At 44.4% G+C, this 16982-nt stretch carries 15 protein-coding genes and 1 other annotated feature; of the genes, 9 read left to right on the top strand and 6 right to left on the bottom strand.

Annotated elements, in window-relative coordinates:
- Window positions 1–229: 229 nt before the first annotated feature.
- Window positions 230–439, bottom strand: coding sequence for a small acid-soluble spore protein SspI (gene sspI / locus N667_RS0110650; RefSeq protein WP_027409558.1), 210 nt, complete (start codon window positions 437–439; stop codon window positions 230–232).
- 96 nt (window positions 440–535) lie between these two features.
- Between sspI and N667_RS0110645 the strand changes: the two genes are divergently transcribed.
- The 4 genes from N667_RS0110645 to pheT all read left to right on the top strand — a co-directional run bounded on the left by N667_RS0110645 (window position 536) and on the right by pheT (window position 5498).
- Window positions 536–1291 (top strand): TrmH family RNA methyltransferase, encoded by a 756-nt coding sequence (locus tag N667_RS0110645; RefSeq protein ID WP_027409557.1) that lies wholly within the window; start codon window positions 536–538, stop codon window positions 1289–1291.
- A 35-nt stretch (window positions 1292–1326) separates the two neighbouring features.
- Window positions 1327–1689 (top strand): hypothetical protein, encoded by a 363-nt coding sequence (locus N667_RS0110640; protein ID WP_027409556.1) that lies wholly within the window; start codon window positions 1327–1329, stop codon window positions 1687–1689.
- A 70-nt stretch (window positions 1690–1759) separates the two neighbouring features.
- Window positions 1760–1990, top strand: a binding site (T-box leader).
- Between the two features lie 43 nt (window positions 1991–2033).
- Complete coding sequence (gene pheS, locus N667_RS0110635; protein WP_027409555.1) at window positions 2034–3068, top strand: phenylalanine--tRNA ligase subunit alpha; 1035 nt, start codon at window positions 2034–2036, stop codon at window positions 3066–3068.
- Between the two features lie 15 nt (window positions 3069–3083).
- Window positions 3084–5498 carry a phenylalanine--tRNA ligase subunit beta gene (pheT, locus tag N667_RS0110630; protein ID WP_027409554.1) on the top strand — a complete coding sequence of 805 codons (2415 nt, stop codon included), beginning with the start codon at window positions 3084–3086 and terminating at the stop codon, window positions 5496–5498.
- A gap of 46 nt (window positions 5499–5544) precedes the next feature.
- Here pheT and N667_RS18590 read toward each other — a convergent pair whose 3' ends face one another.
- Window positions 5545–6060, bottom strand: a complete 516-nt coding sequence (locus tag N667_RS18590; protein WP_084279118.1) for a sensor histidine kinase — start codon at window positions 6058–6060, stop codon at window positions 5545–5547.
- 487 nt (window positions 6061–6547) lie between these two features.
- On the opposite strand from N667_RS18590, the gene N667_RS0110615 reads away from it, so the two are divergent.
- The 5 genes from N667_RS0110615 (at window position 6548) to N667_RS18585 (ending at window position 14024) form a co-directional block, all read left to right on the top strand.
- Entirely contained in the window at window positions 6548–7462 is a 915-nt protein-coding gene (locus N667_RS0110615) for an ABC transporter ATP-binding protein (RefSeq protein ID WP_027409552.1), read from the top strand.
- Window positions 7455–8402, top strand: a complete 948-nt coding sequence (locus tag N667_RS0110610) for an ABC transporter permease (protein WP_027409551.1) — start codon at window positions 7455–7457, stop codon at window positions 8400–8402. The genes N667_RS0110615 and N667_RS0110610 overlap by 8 nt, the downstream gene beginning before the upstream one ends.
- A gap of 250 nt (window positions 8403–8652) precedes the next feature.
- Window positions 8653–9105 carry a MarR family winged helix-turn-helix transcriptional regulator gene (locus tag N667_RS0110605; protein ID WP_035098733.1) on the top strand — a complete coding sequence of 151 codons (453 nt, stop codon included), beginning with the start codon at window positions 8653–8655 and terminating at the stop codon, window positions 9103–9105.
- Window positions 9102–12224: an MMPL family transporter gene (locus N667_RS0110600; RefSeq protein ID WP_027409549.1), complete on the top strand. Its 3123-nt coding sequence runs from the start codon at window positions 9102–9104 to the stop codon at window positions 12222–12224. The genes N667_RS0110605 and N667_RS0110600 overlap by 4 nt, the downstream gene beginning before the upstream one ends.
- Before the next feature lie 537 nt (window positions 12225–12761).
- The gene (locus tag N667_RS18585) at window positions 12762–14024 is read left to right on the top strand and encodes an MFS transporter (RefSeq protein WP_051530030.1); all 1263 of its coding nucleotides are present in this window, start codon (window positions 12762–12764) and stop codon (window positions 14022–14024) included.
- A gap of 193 nt (window positions 14025–14217) precedes the next feature.
- On the opposite strand, the gene N667_RS0110590 is transcribed toward N667_RS18585, so the two are convergent.
- The 4 genes from N667_RS0110590 to N667_RS0110575 form a co-directional block, all read right to left on the bottom strand.
- Window positions 14218–14874 (bottom strand): YitT family protein, encoded by a 657-nt coding sequence (locus tag N667_RS0110590; RefSeq protein WP_232223956.1) that lies wholly within the window; start codon window positions 14872–14874, stop codon window positions 14218–14220.
- A 230-nt stretch (window positions 14875–15104) separates the two neighbouring features.
- Window positions 15105–15503: a VOC family protein gene (locus N667_RS0110585; RefSeq protein ID WP_027409547.1), complete on the bottom strand. Its 399-nt coding sequence runs from the start codon at window positions 15501–15503 to the stop codon at window positions 15105–15107.
- The gene (locus N667_RS0110580; RefSeq protein ID WP_027409546.1) at window positions 15500–16279 is read right to left on the bottom strand and encodes a phosphosulfolactate synthase; all 780 of its coding nucleotides are present in this window, start codon (window positions 16277–16279) and stop codon (window positions 15500–15502) included. Before N667_RS0110580 ends, N667_RS0110585 begins: the two co-directional genes overlap by 4 nt.
- Window positions 16276–16959 carry a 2-phosphosulfolactate phosphatase gene (locus N667_RS0110575; protein ID WP_027409545.1) on the bottom strand — a complete coding sequence of 228 codons (684 nt, stop codon included), beginning with the start codon at window positions 16957–16959 and terminating at the stop codon, window positions 16276–16278. Before N667_RS0110575 ends, N667_RS0110580 begins: the two co-directional genes overlap by 4 nt.
- Between the last annotated feature and the right edge of the window lie 23 nt (window positions 16960–16982).

Raw genomic sequence — 16982 nt, 5'->3', positions numbered from 1 at the left:
GAAGGCTTCCGATGCAAACGTCGAGCAGGAGAAGCCCGCCTTCTTCTGCGTTGAAGCTTCTTCGATCGAGTAGTAAGAAACTCCCACCTCTAAATGAAATGTAGGTGGGAGAGGTTCATAAATGTTTAGTTGATAAATAAAGGATCTGAACCAGCCACAAAGGAAAAAGAAAACGCCGGCCCATCGTACGTATGACGAAAGCATACGGGGCCGGACATTTTTTTGGTTTCTATTGTTTAACCGCTTGCTCAAGAGTCGCTAACATCTCATTCTTTTGTTGCTCAGACGAATGATTCCAAATGGCTTCAAATAGCACGCCAAGACCTGGAAGCAGCTTTTCCTCGCCGCGTTGAATCGCATCGATAATCGTATCCTCTAGCTGCTCTTTTGAGTTGTTTGCTACGTTTTGCATAATGGCATGACGCAAATTTAAATTCATCGTTTTCACTCCTCTATTATGTATTACGCATTTATTTTTTGTCGATTTTTCGTTTATTATGTATACAGGGAAAGAAAAGCAAAAGGAGAATGCATATTGAAACGAATTGAATCGACAAAAAATCAACAAGTGAAACAATGGAAAAAGCTATTAACAAAAAAAGAACGCGAGCAAACGGGCTTATTTATAATTGAAGGATTTCATCTAGTGGAAGAAGCGTTAAAAAGCGGAATCGAGATTGTTGACATCATTCTAGACGAAACGAAACAGCTGCCGCCAAGCTGGAACGCAGCGCACCTTCCGATCACGCTTGTCACAGGAGACGTGATGAAAGCGATCAGCGATACGGAAACGCCGCAAGGGATCGCGGCGGTGTGCAAGCAGTTGAAGCATGATGAGCTCGATTGGAGCAAGGCGCAAGTGCTCCTCATCGACGCGGTACAAGACCCGGGTAACGTCGGGACGATGATTCGCACGGCCGATGCGGTGGGGATTGATGCCGTTATCCTCGGAGAGGGATGCGTGGACGTGTACAATCCAAAAGTCATTCGCGCGACGCAAGGCTCGCTTTTCCATTTGCCGGTCATCCGCGGCTCGCTGCATGAATGGGTTGAAACATTCAAAGAGAAAGGCGTTTCGATTTACGGAACGTCGTTAGAAAACGGGGAAGATTACCGGAACGTGCAGCCGGACGGCCCGTTTGCCCTGCTTGTCGGAAACGAAGGAAGCGGCGTCAACAAGGAATTGCTTGAGCAGACGACGAAAAATTTGTACATTCCGATTTACGGTCAAGCTGAGTCGCTGAACGTGGCGGTGGCAACCGGGATTTTGCTTTACCATTTGCGTGGATAGCCGTAAAATAGAAAATAAAAAGGAGACGATTCAAAATGGATGAAATGAAAGCGTTGTTGAATGCGATTATTGAACGTCTCGATGTGCAAAACGCCCATATGGAGCAAATGAAAATAGACATCGCCCGCTTGCAAGGCGATGTGAAGCAGCTAAAAGAAGACGTGTCCATGTTGAAGGAAGATGTGGCCGGGTTGAAAGAGGATGTCGCTATACTAAAACAAGACGTCGCTATATTGAAAGAAGACGTGACGGTATTGAAAAAAGATGTCGCCGAGTTAAAGCGAGACGTCGCGAGCTTAAAAGAAGGACAAGCGCGTCAAGAAAGAATATTAGAGCGGCTTTCGGTCCGCTCCATCGAACAAGAAGCGGATATCGCGGAATTGCGCCGCATGAGATAACGATCTTTGTCGCGACAGAGGTTGCAATGCGCCGTTTGATTGCCTATAATATAAAAATAGCTAAATAAGGAAAACAACGATGATAGAGAAGAGTAGCTTGCCCCTCGCCATCCAGGGAGAAAACGCCGGAGACTGGGAGCGTTTTTATGGTAGAAGCAAGTGAATTCACCTCTGGAGTTGACGCTTGGACCATTTTGCTAGGCAAAATGTAAAGGCGTTCCGGCCATGGCCGTTATCGCAATGAAGTGAACAGCTTTGTGCTGTTAACAAGGGTGGTACCGCGATTTCACTCGTCCCTTACGCAAGGGGCGAGTTTTTTATTTTTGCATAGAGGAGGTTTTTTCATGAAAGAACGTTTACAGCAGCTTCAACAAGAAGCGCTTGACAAAATTGCGCAGGCGAGCGACTTAAAAGCGCTCAATGAGGTGCGCGTGGCGTATCTCGGCAAAAAAGGGCCGATTACTGAAGTACTGCGCGGTATGGGGGCGTTGTCGCCTGAGGAGCGTCCGGTGATGGGAGCGCTCGTCAATGAAGTGCGTGAAGCGATCCAAACGGCGCTTGAAGCGAAACAAGCAAAACTTGAACAAGAAGAAGTCGAGAAAAAATTAGCAGCAGAAGCGATTGATGTAACGCTTCCGGGACGTGCGGTCAGAAGAGGCAACCACCATCCGTTGACGCGCGTCATTGAAGAAATTGAAGATTTATTTATCGGTATGGGCTATACGATCGCTGAAGGACCAGAAGTGGAAAAAGACTATTACAACTTCGAGGCGCTCAATCTTCCAAAAGGCCACCCAGCGCGCGATATGCAAGATTCGTTCTACATCACCGAGGAAATTTTGCTGCGCACGCATACATCGCCAGTGCAGGCGCGCACGATGGAAAAGCATCAAGGGCGCGGTCCGGTCAAAATCATTTGTCCGGGTAAAGTGTACCGCCGCGACAACGACGATGCGACGCACTCACATCAGTTCACCCAAATCGAAGGGCTTGTCGTCGATGAAAATATCCGCATGAGCGATTTAAAAGGAACGCTGCGCGAGTTCGCTCGCAAAATGTTCGGTGCCGACCGCGAAATTCGTTTCCGTCCAAGCTTTTTCCCGTTCACGGAGCCGTCGGTGGAAGTGGACGTGTCATGCTTTAACTGCGGCGGGCACGGCTGCAACGTATGCAAAGGCACAGGCTGGATCGAAATTTTAGGCGCGGGCATGGTGCATCCGAACGTGCTAGAGATGGCCGGATTCGATTCGAAAAAATATACGGGATTCGCATTCGGCATGGGGCCGGAACGCATTGCGATGCTGAAATACGGCATTGACGACATCCGTCATTTCTATCAAAACGATGTTCGTTTCTTGCAACAATTCAATCGGGTGTAAGGGGAGGTTGGAAAGATGTTTGTTTCATATAAATGGCTGCAAGAATATGTCGATTTAACAGGCATTACGGCAAAAGAATTAGCTGACCGCATTACAAAAAGCGGCATCGAAGTCGAAAGTGTGGAAGTGTTAAACAAAGGAGCGCAAGGCGTTGTCATCGGCCATGTCGTCGAGCGAGAGCCGCACCCGAACGCCGATAAATTAAGCAAATGCTTAGTCGACATCGGCGAAGGAGAGCCGGTGCAAATCATTTGCGGCGCGCCGAATGTGGCGCAAGGGCAAAAGGTCGCTGTCGCGAAAGTCGGCGCGGTGCTGCCGGGCAATTTTAAAATTAAACGCGCCAAACTGCGCGGCGAAGAGTCGAACGGCATGATTTGTTCGTTACAGGAGCTCGGCATCGAGTCAAAGCTTGTTCCGAAAGAATACGCTGACGGCATTTTCGTCTTCCCAAGCGATGCAGCGGTCGGCGCCGATGCGCTTGAACTGCTCAACTTGGACGACGAAGTATTGGAGCTTGGTTTGACACCAAACCGCGCTGATTGTTTAAGTATGATCGGCGTTGCTTACGAAGTAGCGGCGATTTTAGGCCGAGGAGTGAAACTTCCGGCGGTTGAGCTTCGCGAGAACGGAGAGAACGTTCGCGATTATATTTCAGTACGCGTCGACGCGCAAAACGATAACCCGCTTTATGCCGGACGGATTGTGAAAAATGTGAAAATCGGCCCGTCGCCGCTTTGGATGCAAGCGCGCTTAATGGCAGCCGGCATTCGTCCGCACAACAACGTCGTCGATATTACGAACTATATTTTGCTTGAGTACGGCCAGCCGCTTCATGCGTTTGACTATGACCGCCTCGGCTCAAAAGAAATTTTAGTCCGTCGCGCAAAAGCAGGCGAAACGATTGTGACGCTTGACGATGTGGAGCGCACGCTGACCGAAGAACATCTTGTCATTACGAACGGAGCGGAGCCAGTGGCGTTAGCCGGCGTGATGGGCGGCGCGAACTCAGAAGTGCAAAACGACACGACGACCGTGTTCATTGAATCCGCGTATTTCGCAAGCCCGGTCATCCGCCAAGCGGTGAAAGACCACGGATTGCGCAGCGAAGCAAGCACACGCTTTGAAAAAGGCATTGACCCAGCGCGCACGAAGGAAGCGCTTGACCGTGCCGCGGCGTTAATGGCAGAATACGCAGGCGGTGAAGTGGCCGGCGGCGTTGTAGAAGTGAATACGTGGCAGCCGAAAGAGGTTGTTGTTACCATTACGCTAGACCGCATTAACCAAGTGCTTGGAACAGCGATTACGAAAGACGAAGTCGCCAATATTTTAACGAACTTGCAATTTGCCTTCACAGAAGATAACGGTACATTTACAATCACGGTGCCATCGCGCCGCCGCGATATCGCGATTGAAGAAGATATTATTGAGGAAGTGGCGCGCCTTTATGGCTATGACAATTTGCCGGCGACGCTGCCAATCGCCGAAGCGACACCAGGCAAATTGACGCCGTATCAAGCGAAGCGCCGCAAAGTGCGCCGTTATTTAGAAGATGCCGGCTTGCTTCAAGCCATTACGTATTCGCTCACAAACGAGGCAAAAGCGCCGATGTTTGCCCTTGAGGCGGCTGCACCGATTCGCTTGGCGCTGCCGATGAGCGAAGAGCGCAGCGTCTTGCGGCAAAGCTTAGTGCCGCATTTGTTGGAAGCGGCGAGCTACAACCGTGCCCGCCAGGTTGAAAACGTGGCGCTGTATGAAACAGGCTCCGTTTACTTGGCCAGCGGCGAGCATGAACTGCCAAACGAAAAAGAGCGCCTCGCTGGCGTCTTGACAGGCGTATGGCACGCGCATTTATGGCAAGGTGAGAAAAAAGCGGTCGACTTCTATGTTGTTAAAGGCATTTTAGATGGATTGTTCGCGCTGCTAGGATTAGAGAAACGCATCGAATACAAACAAGCAAAACGCGAACATCTTCATCCAGGGCGCACAGCCGATATTTTGCTAGATGGCAAAACGATCGGCTTTGTCGGCCAGCTTCATCCAGTTGTGCAAAAGGAATTCGATTTGAAAGAAACGTATGTGTTTGAACTTGCGTTAGCGGACGTATTAAATGCCGACGTCGAAGAAATCCGCTATGCGGCGATTCCGCGCTTCCCATCGATCGCGCGCGATATTGCTCTTGTCGTTGATGAGCATGTCGTTGCTGGCGACGTGCAAAAAGCGATTGTCGCAGCGGGCGGCGAGCTGTTGAAAGACGTTGCGATTTTCGACGTGTATAAAGGCGACCGCCTCCCAGAAGGGAAAAAATCGATCGCCTTCGCGCTCCGTTACTACGACCCAGAGCGCACGCTTACGGACGAAGAAGTCACCGCTGTTCATGAACAGGTTATTAAAGCGGTGGAACAACAATTCGGCGCAACCTTGCGCGGATAACGAAAACCCCCATCTTATGCAAGAGCATACGATGGGGGTTTTTCTGTTAATAGTTAAGAAAGGTGATCCAAAACGCCGTGCCTTTTCCGATCTCGCTCTTCGCTTCAATCATGCCGCCATGCGACTCGATAATCGATTTCGCTAAAGCCAATCCGATGCCTACCGAATCAGGCTTTTTCGACGTTTTTGCCTTATAAAAACGCTTGAAAACGTGAGGAAGATCGTCTTCGCTTATGCCTTCTCCTTGATCTTCGATAATTACTCGTATATAGATAGGATTTGCTATTATCTCTATATTGATTTCCCTTTGTTCTGGAGTGTGTTCTATGCAGTTTTTAATAATATTAATGAAAGCCTCTTTCATCCATAAGCGGTCATGGTTTAGTCCCACCTCTTCATTCTCATGAAAATGAATATGAACTTTTGATTCAACGGCTTTATCTTTTAAAGCATCTATAGCTTCCTTTACCGTTTTATTGAGATTTTGGGTTTTCTGATCGAGCTCGATAGCTTTTGCATCAAGCCTTGCAAGCTTGAGGATGCTTTGAATTAACCATTTCATTCTATCGAGTTGTTTTTGATTGTGTATTAAATAATATAGAAAGGAACTCACCGAGATCTCTAAAATTTGTTTGTATATGGAATTGAAAGGAAATAAGTGAAATGGGAAGACAAAAACTTACAGAGCATTATTGTACGGATAAGATAGAAGGTATCTAAATACTAAAAAAATGGAAGACAGCGTTTTGTGGAATAATTTTGAAACCTCTTAATATGTTGTTTCGTTTTATTATTTCAGAAAGGGGAGAAACGTATTGGAGGCGTTTCATACATTATTGCAGTTGTCTACATTGATCATTTTGATATGTGGCGGGGCTCTTTTCATTCATTATTTTAAGACAGGGGAAATACTGTTAGAACAATTGGTAGGAGGTAGTATCGGCATTGTTCTCCTTTTATCTTTGCTCGTTTGGAGAATGAAGAAAAAATCTATATATCCCCGCAACAATTATGAAAAGCAATAAAAAATCAAAAAGGGAGAGAAATTTATGAACCCGCTTTTGCAGTTGAAACATGTCAGGAAAGAGATCGGCAGGAAAACGATTATTCACGATTTGTCGCTCGAAGTCTTTGCCGGGGAAGTGTTCGGGCTGCTTGGGCCGAACGGCGCAGGAAAAACGACGACGATTCGGATGATTGTCGGTTTAATGGGCATCACAAGCGGTGAAGTGCTCATTAATGGCATCAGCATCGCCCGCGATTTTGAGAAAGCGATCCAGCATGTCGGTGCAATCGTTGAAAATCCGGAGATGTATAAATTTTTAACGGGATACCAAAATTTAATTCACTATGCGCGGATGACAACAGGAGTGACGGAAGAAAGAATAGACGAGGTCGTCCAGCTCGTCGGGCTGGAGCATCGCATCCATGATAAAGTAAAAACGTACTCGCTCGGCATGAGGCAACGGTTAGGGTTGGCGCAGGCATTGCTTCATCGCCCGTCGCTCCTCATTTTGGATGAGCCAACGAACGGACTTGATCCGGCGGGGATTCGCGAAATTCGCGACTACTTGCGCAAGCTGGCAAGGGAGGAAGGATTGGCGATTATTGTATCTAGCCATCTTTTGACTGAGATGGAGATGATGTGCGACCGTTTTGCGATTATCCAGCACGGGAAACTTGTCACGATTGAATCCGTACAAGAACTTTCAAAACAAATAGAGAAGGTGTTGTTTACCGTTGAACCGGTAGAAAAAGCGTTACAGCTTATTCAAACACGGTATCCTCACATTAATATTACACATACCGACCAAGGAATCGAAATACCACTTGACTACAAGGAAATACCGAATTTGACTGCCGCTTTAGTGGACGGGCAAATTAATATATACGGCATTCAAGTGCTCGCCAAATCATTGGAAGAGAGATTTCTTGAGATGACGGGAGGAAACGAAATTGTCTAATCTTTTTTCGCTTATTCAAAACGAAAATATGAAAATTTACCGCCGCTTTGGCACATGGGTGATGATTGGGCTGTTAGTGCTCGCTTCCGTAGTGGGAGCGGTCATTACAAAGACGACTTACCGGGAACCGGCCGACTGGAAGGCGGAAATCGCATCAGAAATCAGCGGTGCGAAGGAACAGTTGAAGGAAAAAAACATACAAAAAACTTATAAAGAACATTTACAACAGCAGGTGAAAATTAACGAGTATCGTTTAGAACATAATATTAAACCGCTACAGTCCAACACGTTTTGGGGATATTTAGTGAACTCCGCCGATATTATTTCTTTAGTCACTTTGTTTACCATTATTGTTGCAGCCGGCAGTGTAGCGAGCGAGTTTTCGTGGGGCACGATTAAGATGCTGCTCATTCGTCCGGCGAGTCGAGCGAAAATTTTGCTTTCTAAATATATCGCGGCGTTGTTGTTTGCCGTGTGCATGCTCGGCTTACTGTTTCTCGTTTCTGCGGTCGCCAGCGCGATCCTTTTTGGAATTGAAACGATTCGCGAGCCATATTTAGCGTATCAAAATGGAACGGTTGTAGAGAAAAACATGGTGATATATGTATTACAAGCATATGCGTTGAATTGCGCCGATCTTGTGATGATGGCCACCTTTGCGTTTATGATTTCTGCTGTTTTCCGCAATCAATCGCTCGCCATCGGTTTAGCGACATTTTCTTTATTTATCGGTCCGCAAATCACGTTTTTTTTAGCGATGAAATTCGATTGGGCGAAGTATTTGTTATTTGCCAACACTAATTTGACGCAGTATATTGACGGCATGCCGATGGTAAAAGGGATGACGATGCCGTTCTCGATGATGATGCTTTTCCTTTATTTTATCTTATTTAACGCAATTGCCTGGTTTACTTTTCAAAAGCGCGATATCGCAGCATAAAAAGCTGGATATCGTTGACTTCTTGAAAAAAGTGCAGAAAAATCGCTCAATACAGCCTCCATTGTACGAAAGTTTTGTACAATGGGGGTTTTGTTGTTGAATAATGATTGTTTAGAAGAAGCAATTGCAGTTAAGAACTAGCGGCTATGTTCAATGAAAACCAATTTTATCGTTCTATTCCGTTGACTTTTCTTTTTTTAATAGTTACATTATTTAATAGTTAAATAATTGAAATATCGGGGGTGCCGTTTTGCACGTAGAAAAACTAAATCAATTAATTGAGAGGTATCTTTCCGTCTCGTTTTTCGTCACGAAAAAGGCGGCAGCGCTCGTGAAATGCGAACTTGATGAAGAAATGACGAATGACCAATATTATTTGTTGCGCTACATGAGCAAGCGAGGCGTCTGTACATCGACGGAACTTGCCTCGGCGTTTATGGTCAATAAAAGCGCCATTACGGCAATGACGAATCGGCTTGTCGACAAAGGCTTGATGAAGCGGACGCGTGATGAAAATGACAGGCGCGTCGTTTATTTGACGTTGACAGAGCAGGGCGATGCGTGGCTGAAAAAAACGGAGGAAAGAATTCATAAACTTGTGGAGTCCTTCATAATGAAGTTTTCGGAGCAGGAAATTGAATCGTTTATCGAAACGTATGAAAAGCTGGCGAATATTTTACAAGAGTTGGAGGAGAAAGCATGAGAGCCATCGTGAGGGGAAAGTGGTTCGTTTTAGTTACTTGGGTCGTGGCTATCGTTATGTTGTTGATGGCAGCGCCCAATATGGCCAATCTTGTTCGGGAGAAGGGACAAATTACGGTTCCGAAAGGGTATTCGTCTTCATTGGCAATGGACATCTTAAATGAAGTGCAGCAAAAAGAGCAAAAAGGCAATGAAACGAGCGTTGCCCTCGTTTTTCATCGCAATGGAAAACTGACGGACAAAGATTGGAAAGAAGCGGAGAAAGCGATTCAGCAATTAGAAGATAATAAAGAAAAAATTGGCATCAAACAAATCGTTTCTCCGTTTCATGAAAAAGAATTGAAAAATCAGCTTGTTTCTAAGGATGGCACAACGATTTTAACATCGATTAAATTGGACAAAAAAGGACGAAGCGCTAAAGAAATTAGCGATGCTCTCTATAAGGCGATTGATAACATTAGCCTCCCGCATTATTACACTGGCAGCTGGATGATTGATGAGGACGTGATTGTAAGCTCGCAAGAAGGATTGAAAAAAACAGAGGGAATTACTCTCGTTTTTATTTTAGTCGTTCTATTTGTTGTTTTCCGTTCGCTTGTCGCTCCTTTCGTCCCATTGCTTACGGTGGGAGCAACGTATATGGCGGCGCAGTCGATCGTGGCCTTCTTGGTTGATCGCGTGAATTTTCCGCTTTCAACATTTACACAAACGTTTTTAGTGGCTGTGTTATTTGGAATTGGCACCGATTATTGTATTTTGCTTTTAAGCCGCTTTAAAGAAGAGCTGCCGAGATATGAAAATCGTACAGATGCGATTATAGCCACGTATCGAACAGCAGGGAAGACGGTGTTGTTTAGCGGGCTTGCGGTTATGATCGGTTTTGCGGCCATCGGGCTTTCGACATTTAAATTGTACCAGTCAGCGGCTGCTGTGGCTGTTGGCGTTGCCGTTTTGCTTATTGCGCTGATGACGCTTGTGCCGTTTTTTATGGCTGTGCTTGGTCCAAAACTATTTTGGCCGGCGAAAGGAACGCTTGAGCATAAACAAAGCAAGCTATGGGAATGGGCGGGCCGTGTTTCATTCGCCAAACCGCTTGTTTCGCTTTTAGTAGTGGCTGTCATTACTCTTCCGGTGCTGTTGACGTATGATGGTAAATTGTCTTTTAATTCCATGGAAGAAATCGGCGATCGCTATGCGTCAGTTAAAGCGTTTAATATTATCGCTAAAAGCTTTAAGCCGGGCGAGGCGATGCCGACGCAAATTGTCATGAAAAACGATGAAACGATGGATTCACCTGAATATCTTGCGCTCATTGAAAAAATAAGCCGCGAAGTAGAAAAAGTGGATGGAGTCGATCATGTTCGTTCTATCACACGGCCAACGGGAGAGCCCATTGAACAATTGTTTGTCACCAAGCAGGCAAAGCAGTTGAAAGATGGTCTTGGAAAAGGAGCCGATGGCATTGAGCAAATTCGTTCAGGATTAAGCAAAGCAAACGAGCAGCTTTCTGCTTCAACGCCAAAGCTTGAACAGGCAACAAGCGGCATTGAAGGGCTCGTATCGGGGACAGGGCGATTGAAAGCAGGAATCAGCGATTTGCAAAAAGGGCTGTCGCAAATTGAAAACGGAGTCCGCGGCGGGGCGATGGGAGCTGGCGAAGTGAAAAATGGGCTTTCGGCTGTTCAGGAAAATGCCAAAAAACTGCTTGCAGGCGCCGAGCAACTGTTGCAAGGATATGAAACAGCCGGTTCTGGACTGTCTTCATTGGTTGGGCAATATCAACAGATGCAAACAGGGATTCAGGCATTATCGCAACAATTATCCACAGTAAATGGCTCGCTTGAACATGTTCAACAAACGCATCCAGAATTGCAGCAGGATGCCGAGTACCAACAAGTGAAAGGGACAGTGGCAGTGCTTGCTGGACAGTCGAAACAGATGGCCGATGGTCTTGTCCAGTTAAACGAAGCGCTGCAAAAAACGAGCGACGGCGTTCGTCAAGCAAATCGTTCATTCAGCGAGCTTATTGCTGGTCAAAAAGCGTTAATTGAAGGAATGACGAAATTAATCGCTGGATTGAAACAGTTGCAGCAAGGAATGGAGAAAGCAGCGGACGGTCAAGCGAAAATCATTCAGCAACTGCCGCAATTTTCAAATGGACTAAGTCAAGTCAACAACGGTCAGCAGCAGTTATTAGAAGGATTTTCAAAGCTCAACGGCCAAATGGATCAGCTTATTACCGGCTTAGATAAAAGCGCCAACGGGCTTAAGCAAGTAGAGAGCGGTCTTGGTTCGGCGAAAACGTATTTATCCGATCTCTCTTCATCACCAGACAAAGAGTTAGCTGGATGGTATATGCCGAAACAAGTGCTAGAAAGCCAAGAGTTTGCCCGGGCGAAAGAAGCGTACATGTCGGAAGATGGAAAAGTGGTGACATTTGATGTCGTCTTTAAGAAAAATCCTTATTCAACAGCGACGATGAGCCAAATAAAAGAACTGAAACAAGCGGTTGAACGCGCTGTAAAAGATACAAAATTAGAAAATGCTAAAGTAGGAATCGGCGGTGTTACGAGCATTTATTCCGACTTAAACGAAGTATCTGAAAAAGATTACTCACATACCGTCATGTTTATGTTTATTGGCATTGCTCTTATTTTAATCGTGTTGCTTCGTTCGTTGATTATGCCGTTGTATTTAATTTTATCGCTCGTTTTAACGTACTATACATCGATGGCCGTCACAGAGCTTATTTTCGTCAACGGCCTCGGTTATGACGGCATTAACTGGGCGGTTCCGTTCTTCGCTTTTGTCATGCTGATGGCGCTTGGCATTGATTATAGCATTTTCCTTATGGACCGATTTAACGAATATAAGGAGATGCCAGTGCAGGAAGCAATGATTACGGCGATGAAAAATATGGGAACAGTCATTATTTCCGCGGTTATTATTTTAGGAGGGACGTTTGCCGCGATGTATCCTTCTGGCGTACTTTCCTTATTGCAGATCGCCACGATTATTTTAACGGGGCTCGCGCTATATGCGTTTATTGTTCTTCCGCTGTTAATCCCTGTCATCGTCGAAACGTTTGGCAAAGCCAATTGGTGGCCGTTTATGAAGTAATTGTATGGGTTTGTGGTCTTTCTGTGGATCGTTTATGTACAGAAAAAAATATTGTAAATCAACTTTAGAAACAGATTGCGCTCTCAGCAGCGGTTTGGTAGCTTTTTTAGCGATTGTTTAGCGTAAAAAACGACCGCGATCAATAAGTTTCATCTTTTGCAAAAAGGTAACCGGACAATGCGAAAATGTATTGCGTTGTCCGGTCTTTTGTTATGTATTGAAAAAGGATTGACTAGATAACGCGAACTCCAACAAGCAAAATCCAGAGATGTTCTCCTGCGCGGTGTAAAAATAAAATGAGGTCATTAGCCAAATATGAGGCTGGTCGTTTATTGGAGGAGATTGTGTATCAAGACTGATATGCAGTGCACGTTAGATGCTGTTTGGGAATTCAAAAGTGTCCGATGTTCCCTATGGCGTCACAATGCGTGTAGCATTCAAGGATAAAATAAAATGCTTACGGACAATCTAAATGAGAACTAAAAAGTGACTCGAGGAAGGTGTCTGTAAGTGGAAGCTAATAAACGACATTCCGCTATGACCATTGCAGCGATTAGTTCCATTCCACTCATTATGACGTTGGGAAATTCGATGCTAATACCAATTTTACCTAGGATGAAATCTGAGTTCGATATTTCACAATTCCAGGTAAGTCTTACGATCACGGTGTTTTCGGTAACGGCCGCTATTTTTATTCCCATTTTAGGCTATTTATCCGATCGATTTTCGCGAAAAGCGATTATTATTCCTGCCCTTTTTCTTTACGGAATTGGTGGGCTATTAGCGGGGTTCGCTTCCAGCGCATTTTCCAATGCCTATATATGGGTTCTGATCGGGAGGGCTCTTCAGGGAATCGGGGCGGCTGGCACAGCTCCGATTGCGATGGCGCTTACCGGGGATCTTTTTAAAGGATCAGAGGAAAGCAAAGTATTGGGACTTGTGGAGGCATCGAATGGTTTCGGAAAAGTATTGTCGCCGATCTTAGGATCTCTTATTGCACTGCTTGTATGGTATGGCGTATTTTTTGCCTTTCCGGCCTTCTGTGTTGTTTCGATCATATTGGCTTGGATCTTTATTAAGGAGAAAGAGAAAAAGAAAGAGCCGCCTCCGTTTGGGAAATATGTAAAAGGATTGTTAAGTGTATTCAAACATGAAGGAAGGTGGCTGTTCACGGCTTACCTAGCGGGGGCTACTTGTCTTTTTACACTTTTCGGTATTCTTTTTTATTTGTCCGACATATTAGAAAAGAATCATCAAATTGACGGAGTTAAAAAGGGACTCATTCTCGCTATTCCGTTATTGGTCATGTGCACAACATCCTATATAACCGGTGCCAAAATTGGCAAACGGCAACGGTTGATGAAAATTTTAATCGTTGTCGGGTTTCTTTTTATGACAATTTCTTACGCCACGCTAGCATTTTTCTCCCGGTTAATCCCATTTATTTCGATTTTAACATTGAGCAGTGTAGGAACCGGGCTCGTATTGCCTTGTATAAACAGTTTTATCACTAACGCTGTCGGAAAGGAAAGAAGAGGATTTGTGACATCGCTTTACGGGTCTGTCCGCTTCTTAGGTGTAGCTATAGGACCTCCAGTTTTTGGGAGGTTGATGGGTTGGTCGAAAATAGGGATGTTTATGTCTATCGCAGGGCTTACATTTGTGGTTGGCCTGCTTGCTTTAACAATGATCCGTGTCAATCAAAAGGACAAAGAGAAAAACCCGAATAAGCTAGGGAGAAACACATTAACCGATCAAGATATTAATGATTTGTTGCCTTCAGGCGGCAATATTATCTAGTGAGGGTGTTTCATCGGAGCAATCAACGCGTCAATGAGAAAGAGGCCGGAAAAAATCTGGCCTCTTTTTTATTTAACATATCCGCCGAGAGTCTCCTCCCTCTAAATAGGGTATAGGGGAGAGGAGCATTGTTTAGAGAGGATTCCCCCACGTTCATTTTTTGGGCATTATTGTATGCAGCATTGGCAGACAATTATCTTCGGCGCCAGCCTAGCGCAGAGAAAGACGTTTTTCGCGGAATGTGGAGGCTATATAACCAATCGACAATTTGAGTGGACATCCATTGACAAAAAATAGCTTGGATAACAATTTTCCAATCAATAATGTAGCCAGTAATTATAAAAATACTGCCATTAATCCAGAAGAGAGGTTTTCCAGGGTTGATTCTTCTTGATTTTGCGATAATGAGAGCAATGATGCCAATTCCCCCTTGCGAGACCCCTTGCCGCATAAGGATGGCCACTCCTACACCTAAAAAAAATGAGCCAATGAAAAGATCAATCCAAACATTGGGGGAAGGCATGTACAAATTCGATTCAAAAAATTGAACCGAGAGAGAAGTAACAGTGATCCCTATCAGTGTGCCTACTGTGCTTGCGCTTCCTAAATAGCGAAAGGCAACGACGAGCATCGATGCATTGACAAGCCATAATGCAAGGCTTGCTGGAATATGGAATATATAGTTAAGCAAAACTGTAATCCCGCCGGCCCCGCCTGAAGGAATGGAGTTGGGGAAAAGAAAAACCCCCATAGCAAAGCCTTGTATCATACTTCCTGCAATCACTAGAAGGTACTTTCTTAACAATATGCGAAAAACGACGAACGAATCATGATTTAAATAGTTATTCACAAAAATCATCCTTGATATGTTATTGAAGATCATTTTTCATGTATTTATATATGTTCATTCATGCTTTTTAATAACTTCTAGTAAAAAACAACGGAGCTATGTACAGTATTTCCTTTGAATTGTTTCACATATTCAACGAGAAACCTCCCACCTCTTAACGGAGTGGAGGTGGGAGGTTCATAGCCATATTTTTTCAATGAAGCAACGTCCCCTGATATATTTTTGATTCGCTAATACACCATGTTCACATCGTGGTAATACTTAAATTCTAATAGGTTGTTCGCTGGATCGATTAAAAAGAAAGTTACATGCTCCTCCTGTTTTCCTTCAAACCGAACCATCAGTTCTTGGAAAAAAGGAAGCTCTTTTTCTTTGGCCATATTTAAAACATGATAAAATTCTTCTTCATTAATAAATGTAATGCCAAAATGCCGAGGGTACATTTTCGGCTGCTTTTCAATGTTCTCAGGGCTGAGATGGCAGACGAGTTGATCGCCAAAAAAATCAAAAGTGACTCTATCGTTGTAGCGTCTTGCTAAGCGACACCCGAGCTTTTCATAAAAATCAACGGTTTCATCGAGATTTTTACAAGGAATCGCAAGATGAAACACCTTATTTGTATCTCTCATTTGTTTTCCTCCTGTTCAAAGCAATAAAACGTATCAGAGCGCAGGCCTAATCTTAATGTTTCTAAAGGAATGACATCTGCAAACGGTATATTCCCTAGATTTACATTAGAACCAAATAATTTAATAAAGTAAGTCTGCATTGTTTTCGTAGGTGCTTCAAAAATGATACGATCAATATTGATTCCAGAGAAAATGATTTCGTCCATTAATCCTTGGCGAATTTCGCCATTGCGATGGCATAAACCGCTCGTTCCGCTCTCTCTCGCTTCAGTAATCACTTTTTCTGCTCCGGCTTCAAGGTCCTCGATAATATACTCAAGCCATTCAGCAGGGCTTTGCAGGGCGGATTTGTCGCAGTCTTTGTTTCCTACCTCGCTCAACACATGGAATTCTTGGGAAAACTCAGAAATGAACTTTGCTTTTTCTTTGTTTGTTAAGTTTATAGTACCATTAGAAATTTCAACGTATTTGCAGCCGTATGTCTTGCAGTAATGATAAAAATCCTCCACTTTTCCTTGACTGCAAAACTTCTCAAATAACGTGCCGCCAAAAAAGAATTGAATATCGTTTTCCTTGAGGCAAGCGATTTTCTCTTCTATATGTTTGGTAAGAAGCGACGTTCCCCAACCGAACTTGACAAAATCGATGAAATTTTCGTTGCTATCAATTGTATCCTTAAAATAATTTAATGGAACACCATTATCAATTAAAATAGTAATCCCGCGGTTTCTCGGTTTTGATTCTCTTATTGGTAAGAGAAGTGCAGAATCGCTCATATTTTTAACCTCTCAATTGTTGGTATTTCTTTGGATTTGTTCACCCACATTACAAAATCGCTATTTATCTCACGCATACAAAAATCAATATCTTCACGGTTAAACTCACATCTGTTTGGATCATAAAATTTTTGCGCAGCAAACGAGTTTTTAATTCGATTCATTACATCGGACGCTGTGGGCCCATTCTCTCCTTTAATAATCCCTCGGATATATTCGGCGCAAGCCAGATCATCATCCCCCGTTGGATGAGAGGCAATGATGTTGATGGAAAGATCTTTCCCTAAGTCTCGAACATAGGTTGCAGTCGTTTTCGCATTTGAAAAACCTGTTACGAAAACATTTTCGGCGTTCAAGGAATTCAGTGTCGCCTTTACCCCATTGGTTGTCTTTTGGACCAACGTTTTATTTTTTACATCGTGGGATAAGAGACGTTTTGGAGAATTATCTAGGTCAAACCCTTGAATTGCTAGACCGTTCACCTCCCCGGCCAATAGGTAATGAGGATGTGCTGATTTTAACCAGAATGCTTCCTCAACGGACGGAACAAGCAAAATGTTTTTGGCGCCATGAAGAAATGCGTAATGCGCAACGGTAAAAGCGCGAATGACATCAATGACGATGTTTATATCAGAGGCTCTCAGCTTTTGGTCATTGCCCTGGTATATCGTAATGGTCATCGTGTTTTCCACCTCGTTTTATG

Source organism: Anoxybacillus tepidamans PS2 (genome assembly GCF_000620165.1).
GTDB lineage: Bacteria > Bacillota > Bacilli > Bacillales > Anoxybacillaceae > Anoxybacteroides > Anoxybacteroides tepidamans_A.
The sequence above is the reverse complement of the archived record's forward strand: the minus strand, read 5'-3'. Positions and strand labels throughout refer to the sequence as shown.

Coding starts and splice junctions, on each gene's coding strand:
- N667_RS0110580 (WP_027409546.1), bottom strand. CDS start 16,279: ATGAGCGATTCTGCACTTCTCTTACCAATAAGAGAATCAAAACCGAGA.
- N667_RS0110600 (WP_027409549.1), top strand. CDS start 9,102: ATGAGAGCCATCGTGAGGGGAAAGTGGTTCGTTTTAGTTACTTGGGTC.
- N667_RS0110615 (WP_027409552.1), top strand. CDS start 6,548: ATGAACCCGCTTTTGCAGTTGAAACATGTCAGGAAAGAGATCGGCAGG.
- pheT (WP_027409554.1), top strand. CDS start 3,084: ATGTTTGTTTCATATAAATGGCTGCAAGAATATGTCGATTTAACAGGC.
- N667_RS18590 (WP_084279118.1), bottom strand. CDS start 6,060: ATGAAATGGTTAATTCAAAGCATCCTCAAGCTTGCAAGGCTTGATGCA.
- N667_RS0110575 (WP_027409545.1), bottom strand. CDS start 16,959: ATGACCATTACGATATACCAGGGCAATGACCAAAAGCTGAGAGCCTCT.
- sspI (WP_027409558.1), bottom strand. CDS start 439: ATGAATTTAAATTTGCGTCATGCCATTATGCAAAACGTAGCAAACAAC.
- N667_RS18585 (WP_051530030.1), top strand. CDS start 12,762: ATGACCATTGCAGCGATTAGTTCCATTCCACTCATTATGACGTTGGGA.
- N667_RS0110585 (WP_027409547.1), bottom strand. CDS start 15,503: ATGAGAGATACAAATAAGGTGTTTCATCTTGCGATTCCTTGTAAAAAT.
- N667_RS0110640 (WP_027409556.1), top strand. CDS start 1,327: ATGGATGAAATGAAAGCGTTGTTGAATGCGATTATTGAACGTCTCGAT.
- pheS (WP_027409555.1), top strand. CDS start 2,034: ATGAAAGAACGTTTACAGCAGCTTCAACAAGAAGCGCTTGACAAAATT.